This is a genomic window from Marinobacterium sp. MBR-111 (genome assembly GCF_040547585.1).
Classification (GTDB): Bacteria; Pseudomonadota; Gammaproteobacteria; order Pseudomonadales; family Balneatricaceae; genus Marinobacterium; species Marinobacterium iners.
In genome coordinates this window covers 1-12,939 of sequence record NZ_JBEPQA010000023.1, presented here as the reverse complement: position 1 = coordinate 12,939, position 12,939 = coordinate 1, and the positions used below count along the sequence as shown (strand labels likewise).

Sequence of the window (12,939 nt, the reverse complement as noted above, 5' to 3'; positions counted from 1 at the left end):
GCGGCTGTAAAAGCAAGCATCGGACAGGCGTTATCAGAAAATCGGAATGATATCCGCAGAATCCAGATCCGCCTGGGTCACTTCCTCACCGGTGATGTCCACTTCGGGGATCGCCGGGAACGGGGTGTCATACTTGTCCAGAACCGCTTTCAGGTTGAGCATGGCGTTGCGCCAGTTTTCGCGCTTGTCTTCGTAAGTCGGGATACCGAAACCGGCTTCACGTGCAATGGCTTCCGCTTCACGCTGGGTAGCGATGAAGTCTTCAGGCAGATCCCAGAACTCGGCCGGCGGCTCGAACAGCACGGCAGACAGGAACAGGTAGCCTGCGCGGATCTGCTTGGTGATGATCGACTTCTCTTCCTGGGAGAGCTTCGGATAGTCGCGCTCCATCAGCGACAGGCAGATCGCCATGTGGCGGCCTTCGTCACGACCGATGTTCTTGAACGCTTCAGTGAATACCAGCTCTTCGCAGCTCTGAGACATCTGTTTGAAGATGGTGGCTGCCGCGATTTCACCCATCAGGAATGAGCTGAACAGTACGGCCAGGCTGTATTTGGGAACGGCTTTCTTGTAGCCATTCCAGTAACGACCACCGTTGTAGTACAGCCAGCGTGCATTTTTCTGCAGACGACGACCCAGTTCAGTCTTTGGCTCATATTCCAGTGGGCTGGCGGACTCGAGCATTTTGGTGATCACCAGACCACACATCTGTTCGTGGTTCTGCTCGTCACGGGTGACGGAGAAGAAGCAGCGACGGATGGCATCTTCTTCGTGATCTTCGTAGGTTTTGATGAATGCTTCTGCGAAAACCGGCGGTGCAGAGGCATCAAATACAGAGAGCAGGGTCCACCAGTAGGCGATTGCTTCACGCTCTTCCCATGAGTAGCTGGAAGCGTCAAAGGTGTCCCAGGGCAGGTCTTTCGGGTTCCAGGCTTCACGCAGAGATGCATCCCAGATCTCTTCTACTTTGGAAGACTTGGTTTCCCAGCGCAGCGGGTAGATGTTCGGCTGCGGTGTTTCCGGCGGAAATTCCATGGTGTTAGCGAGTTTATCATGCATGGAGCTTACCTCTGTATCGGGGTTCTTGTTGTTTGAAAGCCCTCGCAATTTAGCACTCGTGATACATAAATCAATATTTTAAAAATACGTTATGTATCATATTGGAAAATACCTATTTCATTGTTTATAAAAATTTAAATTATTGAAAATAAATAATATTTTATTTTTAATAAGAAGCATTATTGATTATTTTGTATGTTTTTGATCCTTTAATTGGATACTTAATAAGCTAAAAAATGTTTTTGTTTTGACTCATATCAATATTTGCAGATGTCAAAGATTCGAAGGGCGGGAGAAAAAGAGGGGTGTGCCCTGCCTTGGCAGGGCGTGGGGGCTTTGTCAGATTAGCGGGCCAGCATGCGATGGCCATTGCCTTGCAGAATCAGTGCACCGCTGGGGTCGATTGCAATGCGCTGGGCCGCTTCCAGCGCATTCAGGAAGCGGCGCTCCTGTTGCATCAATGCTTCCGGGCAGGCCATCATGGTGGTGGCCGCCTGATTGATTTCAAGCCGATGGCCATTCAGGCTGTAGCCGGCAAAGTATCGGTTGCAGCTGGTTGAGCCACTGACCCGTCCCTCAGCATCGAAACTGAGGCTGGCGCGTGAGCTGTCGATGATGCCCTGTCCGTTAATATCCTCGACGATCCACTCCTTGCTGGTCAGCAATGGCGCGTACTGGGAGTGCTGGATCTGTTCGTTCGGCTCTTGCGGTTGTGTCGTACAGCCACTTACAAGAGCGGCCACAGCCAGAGCGACAAGCGTCCTGTTCATGATGTTGTCCTTTGCCGATAGGGGGAGTTGTTTCAATGTAGCAGACAATGACCACAGATCACGGGAAGGGTTCAGCTACAAAAAAGCCGCACGTACAGGTGCGGCTTCGGTACAACAAAATCAGAGCCTAGAACAGCCAGCCGGTGACGTTGGCAGGCGCCTGTTTCATGTCCAGCGCTTTCATGCCTTTGACACAACGAATGATTAGCCATACAACCCAGAAAAGGATAACAAACCAGCCGATGATGACCAGCGACAGTATGCTGCCGATTACCAGATAGAGAAAACCGATCCAGAATGTGCGGATCTGAAACTGGTAGTGGCGCTGCAGCCATTCCGGTGCATCACTTTTATTGATGTAGGCCATAATGACACCGATGATACCGGTGATACCAAACACAAGCCCTACCAGATACAGAATGTAAACCAGCTTGCAGCTGCCTTCAGTGGTGGGCTTTTCCACAGTTACTACCTGCTCAGTCATATCAAAACTCCATTTCAAATTGAATATTTAAAACGCGCCATAATAACCGGGGATGCGTTTATCTCGCAATCGGTGATATGACGCTATTGCCTGTAGTTGCACAAAAGGCCACACCTTGCGGTGTGGCCTTTGTTTAATTGTTCAGATGCTGAAGTGAATCAACAAAATTGACGGCGAATGCGCGGTGACAGCATCGCCATCAGGCCCAGCAGCAATGCAGTCAACAGCAAACCGAACGGGCCCATCACCGGAATGGCGGTGGGGGTCAGGTCTGAAGATCTGCGTTCACCGAAGTTCCATTCCTCACCATGCTCATCATCTCTAACATTCACGACAAACACATCGTTGCTGTTGGCTGAGTCGGTGAAGACACTGCCTGCTGTCTCACGGCCATCGACCCAACCTGAAGGCTGTTCCTCCGTAACGGTGTACTCCACGCCCGGCTCAAGACCGCTGAAAGCGTAATAGCCGCTGGTATTGGTGGTCGTGGTCCGAACGTCACCATTAATATTACCTTCCAGACGTACGGTCACACCGGCAATAGGCGCTTCGTCCGTCTCAAACACGCCATTGTTATTGCGGTCATGATAGACATAGCCCGAAATGCTGGCTGTGACGGTGCCGGTCCCCAGATCTCTGAGTTCACCGAAATTGTATTCGGTTGCGTCAGTGTCTGCGGGCAATGTGATGTCGCTGATCACATCATTGGTGGCAATATTGCCGCCTTCAGAGCCGGCTGTTTCTTCGGCATCAATCCAGCTGGCTGGATGCTCTTCAGTCACGGTATAGTTGCCGGGTGCAAGATTGTCGAACAGGTATTCACCATTACCATCAGTGGTCGTTGAACGGCTGACCGGGTTTCCGAAATCATCAGTACCCGTCAGGTTAACCGTAACACCCGAAATGGCCGGGTTCGTACCGTTGGTGTAGTTGCCGCTATCATCATTGTCGTGATAGACGCGGCCTGCAAGGCTGGATACCACGACATCAACATCGACATTGTCCTCAGCCGCAGGTGGCGGAGGATTATCAAACTCAAGGTCGGTATCCAAATGCAGCTGAGCGGTGTTGTTCAATGTGGCAACTGAGCCGCCGGTAACCCTGACAGGAACACTCAAAACGACCTGCCCCTGTGCTGGTACTCCTTCACCCAGTGCGCAGGCAAAATCTGTATCGCCAGCGGCACTCGGTGTTCCTGCAGCGGGCGGCATCGGAATGGTGGTACAGACAAGTGCACCGTTCACCAATGCTCCGCTAAGTGTTGGTGTGCCAGCCAGTTCCATGTTTGCGGGCAACGTATCTTCAACTTTCGGGTAGTACAGCTGAGCGTCGGTATCGTTGTTGGTAACAGTAATGGTGTAGCTGAACGGTTCCATCAACGATACTACCGGGGTGGATACTTCTTTTGTAAAAGTCAGATCCGGTGTGGTACGTACCGTGGTGCGGTGCTGTACAACATCATTTTCCCAGTGTCGGTCGGTGAACCCCTGACCAACACGGTCGATATGTTCCTGAGAACGTACAACCGAGTGGTTCATGTACACGCCGCGGTCTGTAGCTTCGAGGGTGTATGTCAGCACGCGTGTTTGGCCGCTTTCCAACAAACCCATGTTACAGGCGATATCCGCGTTACTCAGAATACGCGAGTCCCACGCACCATCGATGTAATCGGAGTTATAGTCCGGGTCTGTTCCGACCCAGTTCTCGTTATTGGGCGGCCACATCCAGCTGAGTTTACCCGGCAGGTTTTTGTCTTCGCCACCGGTACCCACGCCATCAACGTTGGGCAGCTTGGAACAGCTGATACCGGCATCGGTCAGATCTGTACCCGTGATTTCGTTACCAGGGGCATAGCTGCCTTCATAGAATCGAACGTCACCAACCCATTTGAAGCCGGCAGTTGGCAGATAATCGTAGATAGATGCGTTGGTGGCAACGGATGGGCCGTTGTTGGTAATGCGCACCTGATACGTCACCGTGTCGCCGATATATACAGGGTCTGTCATATCCTGTTTGTTGACCTGAAGGTCGATATCAGATTCATCAGCGGTGGCGCTGGCCTGTGCGGCGTTGTTGGTGTAGTCGGTTTCTTCTGTAGTGCCGGCTTTGGCAATTTCAGTCTCAGGCTCTACGTTGACGTAAACATCGTTAACGAAGGTTTGCCCTTGCTGTTCGTTGTTCGGACGAATACGCACAATGAAGCTGCGATCGCCACCGCGTGGGAAGCTGCTCCAGCTGCATTCCAGGGTTTTATCCACAGATGTTGTGGTATCACCAATATCCACGCCGCTACAGGACGGTAGAGTAGAACCGTCGAGGCCCAGATAGGTCACGTTTTCCGGCAGTACGTCTGTTACAACAACATTATTTGCACCTGAGAGGTTAGCGTTGCTGACAGTGATGGTGTACTGCAGTTCGGTACCTGTTTTGTTGTCCCAACTTGTCACTGCCTTGGTGACTGTAAAGTCAGTTTTGGCCTGTACCGCGGCATTGACTGAGCCAGTGTTGTTACTGAAATCAGGTTCTGGGGTATCTGACTGAATATAGGCTGTGTTGCTGCGGTTGAGGTTATTACCGTTGCTGGCAGAGCCTTGTGGGCGAATACGGAACTCTAGGGTGTCGCTGGCACCATTTGCCAGTGTGGCAATGGTACAGCTTAGGCTTACAGAGGTAGAGTTCTGGTAAGCACCAGAGCTTAAAGATGTGCCTCCATTACTACAGCTCCAGCCAGCTGGAATCGTGGTGATCTGGAAGCTGCCGCCGTCAGTGCTGGTGATCAGCCCGGTAAGGTTGTCAGAGACAACAACATTGCTGGCAGAGTTACTGCCGATGTTGCTCATTGTAATTGAATACGCCAGCCAGTCGCCTGCCTTTATGTCGTTAGCAGGGGTTGTAACAGACTTGGCGACTGCAAGATCGGTACTGTCGGCGGCCGGGTGGCCGGTAACAGCACCTGCTGTGTCACACTCCTGAGCGTTTACGGTACCCACTAATGGGTGGATATACGCGGCGCGGCACACTTCGTTTACGAGTGGACTGCCATCAGTACTGTCCACTGTTGCATTGACAGTGAAAGCTTGAGATGTGCCGAGTGGGAAAGGATCAGCCTCGGTGTAGGTGCGGTCACAGCCTGAGGTGCTACATGTCCAGTTTGCATTAGGTGGAGTGATGCTGTCGATTGTCAGCCCTGCTGGTGCGGTCTCCGAAAAAGATAGAGGTCCCCAGAAGTCAACATTGTTATCGGGTGTGGGGTTACGCAGTGTAACGGTGTATTCGATGGCGGAGCCCGTTTGGTACTTGTCCTGAGGCGCTACGGGTCCAGTCTTCGAAATCGTAATATTAATTATCGGGCTTTCAAATTCAACGAGCACGCTATCATTGTTGTTCGCAGTGATCTCTTCCGGAGAGTTGCTGCTGAGCGAGCCGTTAAGGGTATAGTCACCGGTTGGTCCGGTTACATCAAAAGTGGCAGTGCCCATCGGTTGCGATGCACCAGCTACTGCACCACCGGTGTTCCAGCCATTACAGGTCAATAATGTGTTTGTTGGGCTATTGAAACTGCAGCTGCCCCAGCCATCATAGTTGAGTGAGCTGGTATCAACGGTCAATGCACCCGGGATGGTCACCGTATAGGTGGGCGTATCGGGAACATCGCCAGTGTACCGAGGGGTCACAGTGATAGTGGATGGATCACCAGCGATGATGGTGCCTGTGGGGTTCTCGCTGAGATCCAGTATCAGATCAGTACCCGATGTCACAGAGGCGCTTGACACTGCTGAGTTGTTCGTTGAGTTATCATCAGTCAGGTCAGACGCAACGCTCGCTGTCAGGCTTAAAGATGAACCTTGCGCAGCAATCACTTGTGACTCAATGCCGCTAAAGGTTTGCGATGCCTGATTAGTAAAGCTGCCGTCGATGGTACACTCGACATTGGCGCTGGCAATGCTGCATCCAGCGGGCAGGCTGCTTGCTACCCAGCGAGTTCCGGCTGCAGGTGCAAGGGTCACGGTGGTGCCGGTTGCGCTCAGGGGACCGTTGTTGTTGACGGTAACCTCATGAGACCAGATGGCACCTGATGCAACAGACCCACCGCTGGCAGGGGAAGATGTCAATGTGACACCTAAATCGGTTCCTGCTTGTACGTTGGTAGTGACACTCTCTGACTCGTTATCCGACACCCTGTCGTCTGTGCTGGTAACTGTAGCAGTCGTTTGCAGGTTGGCTGAAACTTGAGAGTTGTCTGGAAGCGAGTTTCCATGGACCAGAAAAGCAAAGTCGATGGCGAAGTCGGTTGTTCCATGAAGGATATTATCAATGGAGCAGGTGATGGTGCCGGATGAGTTGTCAGTACATGAACCCGAGCCGTTGTTAAACGTACTGCTTGTGAAGCTGGCTAAGCCAGGGTGGTAGTTGTATGTCAGTTCAACTCCAGTAGCTGTATCGGTCCAGCTTGGATGGCTGTTGTCCAGCCTCACTGTGTACGTCGCAGTTTGAGTTATGGCTATGTTGTCCGGCCCGGTATGATTGAGGACCAGGTCATGCGCTGCCCATGCTGTTGAGGTACCCATCAGGGCGGCAGCCAAAGTGGCTTGTTTTGTTATGGTCCCGGCATGTTGCAGCAGATTCACTTTGACGCATGAACCCATGCTTTCCAAGACAGGTATGGGGTTATCGGGGGGGCTGTACCTGTTTTTTTGTTGGAAAAACATCATATCGACTATCCCTGAGTTGTTAACACACACAAAGACGTGACTATATCCAAACTGGCGTTTGTTTTTGTTTGGTGGAGGGGAAGGGGGTTTGCTGGCAGGTAAGTTTTTTGATCGGTATCGATTTGAAATATCACACAAGCAAAAGTCGCCTTGAGCAAACCTGTTGGCTTTGCCTCCAAAGTTCCGATCAGGGACTTCCTTTATGATTAAAGCTGGTTCAGGTCTAACACTCGTTCAGGCATCATCTTATGTCGTTCAGTCAACCTTATTGCATAGCCCTTCAGCCTATTTGCGATGCGCGCATGAGGCATGTGGCAGATGAGCTGCTCTACCGGGCCAGTGCAAATGCAAATACTGCAATTATAGATGATCAGATGATCAGATGATGGCCACCGCACGGGCTTGTAATGCGGCTTTCTACGAAACCGGTATTGAATCACTGTGTGGCAGTCGCAAACTGTTTTTCAATGCACCACGTGACTGGCTGTTACTGCCGGAATTGCTGCCACCGAATCCAGAACAGGTTGTAATCGAGGTGCTGGAAAGTGTTGAAGGCGACTCCGAAGTGCTTGCGGCGTTGCAAGGGCTCAAGGCGCGGGGGTATGCGCTGGCGCTTGATGATTTTGAACTGACACCGGCCACACGACCGTTGCTGGAGTTGGCGGATATTATCAAGCTGGATATGCTCAATCAGACCTTCAAAGAGCGCGATCTGGATGAGTATCGGGCGCGGGGTATCACCTTGCTGGCGGAAAAGGTGGAAGATCTGGCAACGTTTGAGTCCTGCAAACTGCAGGGGTTTACCCTGTTTCAGGGGTACTTCTATGCACGGCCTGAAGTCAAACGGAAAACGGCAGTCAAGCGGGAGGGGCATCGAGAGGCGCAGTTGCAGATACTAAGCGAGCTGCAACACCCGGAAGTGGATTATGACAGGATCGAGCAACTGCTGGCACATGAACCACAGTTGTGTGTACGCCTGCTGCGAATGATCAATTCAGCGCATTGCAAGCGCGCCAACACTATCAGCAGTTTGCGCCAGGCAATACTGCTGCTGGGTATCGATCGGCTGCGCACACTGGTCACCACGTTGGTGCTCGCAAACGATGATCCGTGCAATATGCTGTTGTTACCACAGGCTTTGACGCGGGCTGCCATGTGTCTGCGACTGGCGGCCGGTGAATTCAATGATGACCCTGATGCCGCATTTATGGTGGGATTACTGTCGATGGCAGACTTGATGTTGAGCGAAAGTCTGGAGACTGTGTGTGAACAGTTGCCCTTGAGTGACGCAATCAAGCGTGCACTGATGCTGCGCACAGGGAACCTTGGCAAAGTTTTAAAGCTGGTGATTGCCTTTGAAGGTGCTGCATTGGGAGCTACAACCGATAGAGCGGTGATCCGCTTGAATCGTTACTATCTGGAGAGTTGCAGCTGGACAAGCGCCGCGTTGGCAGGACTATATGGTACTTGAGCTGTCGGGTATTCATAAAAAGCAGGTGTTGCCGTGCCGATTGTAGTCGTCATGCCCGTAAGTGGCATTGGTTTTGTTATAGAATGGTTCGGCTTTGCCCGATGGGTAAGTCTTTTGCCCGAGGGAAAAAGTATAGGTTGATTACATGAAACGCTCGTTTGTGTGCGATGATTGCCGACAACACAAGCATGAACGTAATTCGGTTGGGCGTATGGAATGGATGTGCTGAAGGGAAAAAGGATACTGGTGATCGATGACGCTGAAGCGGAGCGGATGCTTATCTCAACCTATCTGCAACAATATGGTTGTCGCCTCTATCATGCGCATGATGGTGTCGATGGTGTCCATAAAGCCAAACTGCTGTCGCCAGACCTGATTTTGATGGATGTGGATATGCCGCGCTGCGATGGTTTTGCGGCATGTAAAGCGTTAAGTGGTGATCCAGCTACATCCCAGGTTCCGGTTGTTTTTCTGTCTGCTTTCTCCGGTACCGAACAGCGGGTGCAGGGGTTGCTGGCTGGAGCTGTGGATTTTATTGGAAAACCTTTCAGTTTTGACGAAGTACGGTTGCGACTGTCGGTCCACCTGCGGAATCGTTTGATCCAAAGCCCTCAACATTTCACGGATGTGATGGGTGCACCTGGAACGGTGAGCGAAGTCAGCAATAATGATGGCAATTTGTATTCTGTCCTCTTTCACAGTGCCCGGGTGTATCTGTTGCGCAGCCTTGATGATGCGCCCGGTATTCAGGAATTGGCGCGCCTGACAGGTACCAACACCAAGCGTTTGAATGCCGCTTTCAAGCATTGTTCCGGAATGACTGTTTTTGAGTATCTTCGAGAGGAACGTATGAAAGAGGCATGTCAATTGCTGCGCAACACAGCATTATCCGTTGGCGAGATTGCCTGCCGGGTCGGCTTCAGCGGAAGTGCGAACTTCTCCACTGCCTTTAAAGAACGTTTCGGCACAACCCCTTCGGCTTTTCGTCAGGCTTGTCCAGTGCAGTGAGATTGTCATGCTTTTGGTACGCGTGATCGGACTGTTTTGTATCCTGCTGCTGACACCGTTGCTTGCTCGGGCAGAGTCGGTTCTGGATTTAAGTGTTCAGGATTCAAAAACCAATCTGGCAAGCATGATGCAAGTGTTGGATGTGGCCTATGGCGAGCGCCATGAGCCTTACCAGATTCTTGATGGCGCGTCTTGGGTGCCGGTTGAGCATACTCCTGCGATACTGGCTGCCCCGCGTGAACAATCGTCAATTTGGCTGCGGGTGGTGTTGAGTAATGACAGTGATATGCCGTTATATCGCTGGCTGGAAATTTCCCCCTGGGCTTTGGATGAAATCGATGCATGGCTGTTGGTGCCAGACACCAGGCAAACTGTCGGGCATTGGCGCATAGGCGCTGATGTTCCTGTTGAAAGCCGAGCAGTCAAGACGACTCGTGCGGTTGTACCTGTGAGCCTGAGCGCCAAAGAGCAAGTATTGTTGTTGCTGCATGTACGCTCAAATCATCGCCCTGCATTAGGGGTTACAAGCTGGAACCCCGTTGACTTTGTTATTGCTGAGCGTGACCGGTATCAAAAGCACTCCGTTCTGTTTGCCATTGTACTGACGCTTTTTGTTGTGCTGCTGTTGCAACATAACCTGCACTACTTGTTGCTTGCCTGTTGGATGTTGGCTCTATTTGTTCTTGAGGCCGAAAAAGAAGGCTATATCAGTTACCTGTTGTTCTCGGAGCAGTCGGATATCGGCCTAAATATTCGTTTTATGAGTTCTTTACTCGAAAAGTCTCTTTTTATAGCAGCTAGTGTCTTTTTTCTGGGACTTAACAAACACCCATACTGGCGCTGGGTGCCAATAGGTGTTTTGGGTGTAACGTTTTTGGCTTCGGTAACAGGTTTCTTTCTTGATGGTGTTGCCGTACGCAGGCTTGCATCAGGAGTACACATTTTTTTTGCATTATTATGGCTGTGTATTGTTCCTGCAGCGATGAAAATTTCAGCGAGGTGGCAACCCTTTCTGATCGGGTTATTGTCACTGAACTGGCTGATCACAACACTTCTTGTTATGAGCTTTGCCCTCAATATTCACTATAACTTAAGTTTTTCTCTGGCTAGGGTCGGTATTGAGATTATGGTGATTATGGGGCTGCTGTTGATCTATGTGCTTAAGCAGCGTGAGTACGAGCGCATGCTGGAGTTGCAGTTGCGTGAAAGTGAAAAGGCCGAGCGTGATCGCCTCGAGCGGGCGGTGGCTCAACGGACACAGGAATTGAATCAGGCGCTTGACGCTGCGCACAAGGCGGATGCATCAAAAACAAAATTTCTAAGCCGTGTGACACATGATTTGAAGTCACCACTGACTTCCATTATGGGATATTCACAGCTGTTGAGTACAGAGCAAGGCAAAACTGGTCAAATGAGTCATATTATTTATGACAGTGCCAGCCATATGCTTAACCTGATTAACCGTCTGATTGATTACGCACGTGATGTTACCTCGATAGAAATGAATGAGGTTGATCTATATCTGCATGCTTTTATAAATAATGTTTCGCATGAAGGTCGTATTTTGGCCGGTAAAAATAATAACGGCTTCAGGCTTGAAATTGATGAATTGCTGCCGTCTGTAATTCGCTGTGATGAGACGCTTTTGCGTGAGATATTACTTAATTTGCTGGATAACGCAGCGAAATATACGGTTAATGGTGATATTACGCTTCGTATTTACGATAAGAATACACACGAAAGTAAGAAAGGGTCCGTGCTTCAGTTGGTGTGTGAGGTTGAAGATACAGGGTGTGGTATAGATGCCGAAGAGCATGATCAGCTTTTCGACCCGTTTTTTCGAGTGTCTGATAAGGGGGAGGGGGCCGGCCTTGGGCTGGCTATTGTCAAAGAGTTGGTCGAGCGAATGCAAGGGCATGTTGGCTTGAACAGTGCACCAAATAAAGGTACCTGCGTGCGTTTCACTGTGCCGGTCAAACCGGGTAGAGAAGATGCAGGCATTGCTGTGCTTAAAAGTCCGACTCGGATGTTGCCTTTGTATAATGCCGATGGCCTTGAAGCCTGGGTGGTTGAAGATTCTGAGCAGATCCGTCATTTACTCTACACGGAGCTGTCAGAGCTTGGCTTTGCAGTCGAAACGTTCACCGACGCGGAGTCAGCGATCGATGCTTTACAGTCTAAGGACACAATGCCGGACATCATCCTGACTGATTACCGTTTGCCAAAGGCGTCAGGTGGTGCCGTCCTCGAGGCGGCGCGAGCAATAGACCCTCTTGTGCCGGTATTGCTGTTATCAGCTACCTGGTACTTGCAACCGGAACGCCAAAAAACGGGGGAGTGTTACACCGCCTTGCTGGGCAAGCCGGTGGACCTGGCTCGGCTGCGTCATGAGGTTGCTCGTGCGTGTGGATTGGCTGACATACAAGCGTCTAACTCTTCGGAAGCGCATTCTTCAGGTAGTGTGACGGCCTCAAGTATTGCTATAAATGAGGACTCCATTCAACAGCTGGAAGTGTGGCTGGAGTTGGGTGCTGTTACTGATATAACCGAATGGTGTGAACAACTGGGCAAGCAACACCCAGAAAGTGCTTGTTTTGCCGAAGAGTTGAACGCGTTGGCGCAAAGGGGAGATTTCAAAGCCATTCACAGGCGACTTTTGGAGTTGGGTTGATCTTTATTCCTCCTGCAAAAATAAGCAGCAAAAGCTGGCGCGGGCCCTGAATCAAAAGTGCGCGCAGTTCTGTGGTCGCTGTATGCGTGTTCTAATGCTGGAAACCCTTTTGATATTCAGGCAGGCTTTCAGGCGTCTTAAGGTCTTGTGCAAGTAATGTGATGGCAGCACCTCGTAATTCCAGTCGTACTTTCTACCGCCGTGGTCCAGAGCATCGCTTTGGTGAAATCATCAATTTCGCCGACATCCGCAAACGTTATGACTTTCGTTCCATTGAAATAGGTCGCTGGGTAACACGAGACGAAAACGAACAGGCCGCAGCCCATTTCTACGATGCGTTGGGCGACCTGATGACAATTTTGAATGGACCTGAGGCACTTATCTCGCTGCGTGGTACGCTGGCTTTTCAGTATGGTATCGGTGGGCGCCCGGGCGTGGCTGCCCATTACACACCGGCCACACGCTGTTTCTCGCTGGCGAAGAATGCAGGCCCCGGCAGTATCGCGCATGAATGGTTCCATGCACTCGATCACTATCTGGCTGACAAATGCTTCGATGATGCACCCAAAGGCATGTTTGCCTCGAAGGCTTGGTTGCATGACGCGATTCCCGTTCCGCACCCATTGAATGATTGCCTGTTTGCCTGCTTCAAGGCAATCATGCTGGACCCCCGAGTTCGACAGTTATCCACTGAAAATCGTCTCTTTTACACGCCTCAGGCCAGTATTCATGCGGGTTTCCGCTTTTTAGACGCCTAAAACCCT

Annotated in this window: 8 protein-coding genes; 4 read left to right on the top strand and 4 right to left on the bottom strand. The window is 51.0% G+C overall.

What is annotated here, in order from left to right; translation table 11 throughout:
* Window positions 1-33: 33 nt before the first annotated feature.
* The 4 genes from ABIE61_RS14535 to ABIE61_RS14520 form a co-directional block, all read right to left on the bottom strand.
* Window positions 34-1,059, bottom strand: a complete 1,026-nt coding sequence (locus tag ABIE61_RS14535) for a diiron oxygenase (RefSeq protein WP_206840616.1) — start codon at window positions 1,057-1,059, stop codon at window positions 34-36.
* Window positions 1,060-1,403: 344 nt separating this feature from the next.
* Window positions 1,404-1,829: an META domain-containing protein gene (locus tag ABIE61_RS14530; protein WP_354410734.1), complete on the bottom strand. Its 426-nt coding sequence runs from the start codon at window positions 1,827-1,829 to the stop codon at window positions 1,404-1,406.
* A 127-nt stretch (window positions 1,830-1,956) separates the two neighbouring features.
* On the bottom strand, window positions 1,957-2,313 hold the full coding sequence (locus ABIE61_RS14525; protein WP_354410732.1) for a DUF4870 family protein: 357 nt from the start codon (window positions 2,311-2,313) through the stop codon (window positions 1,957-1,959).
* A gap of 158 nt (window positions 2,314-2,471) precedes the next feature.
* On the bottom strand, window positions 2,472-6,881 hold the full coding sequence (locus ABIE61_RS14520; protein WP_354410729.1) for an SdrD B-like domain-containing protein: 4,410 nt from the start codon (window positions 6,879-6,881) through the stop codon (window positions 2,472-2,474).
* 529 nt (window positions 6,882-7,410) lie between these two features.
* Between ABIE61_RS14520 and ABIE61_RS14515 the strand changes: the two genes are divergently transcribed.
* The 4 genes from ABIE61_RS14515 to ABIE61_RS14500 all read left to right on the top strand — a co-directional run bounded on the left by ABIE61_RS14515 (window position 7,411) and on the right by ABIE61_RS14500 (window position 12,933).
* Window positions 7,411-8,496: an EAL and HDOD domain-containing protein gene (locus ABIE61_RS14515; RefSeq protein WP_354410726.1), complete on the top strand. Its 1,086-nt coding sequence runs from the start codon at window positions 7,411-7,413 to the stop codon at window positions 8,494-8,496.
* Window positions 8,497-8,712: 216 nt separating this feature from the next.
* Complete coding sequence (locus tag ABIE61_RS14510) at window positions 8,713-9,504, top strand: response regulator (RefSeq protein WP_354410724.1); 792 nt, start codon at window positions 8,713-8,715, stop codon at window positions 9,502-9,504.
* Between the two features lie 7 nt (window positions 9,505-9,511).
* Window positions 9,512-12,175 (top strand): ATP-binding protein, encoded by a 2,664-nt coding sequence (locus ABIE61_RS14505; protein WP_354410723.1) that lies wholly within the window; start codon window positions 9,512-9,514, stop codon window positions 12,173-12,175.
* A 161-nt stretch (window positions 12,176-12,336) separates the two neighbouring features.
* Window positions 12,337-12,933 (top strand): hypothetical protein, encoded by a 597-nt coding sequence (locus ABIE61_RS14500; RefSeq protein ID WP_354410720.1) that lies wholly within the window; start codon window positions 12,337-12,339, stop codon window positions 12,931-12,933.
* Window positions 12,934-12,939: the final 6 nt, after the last annotated feature.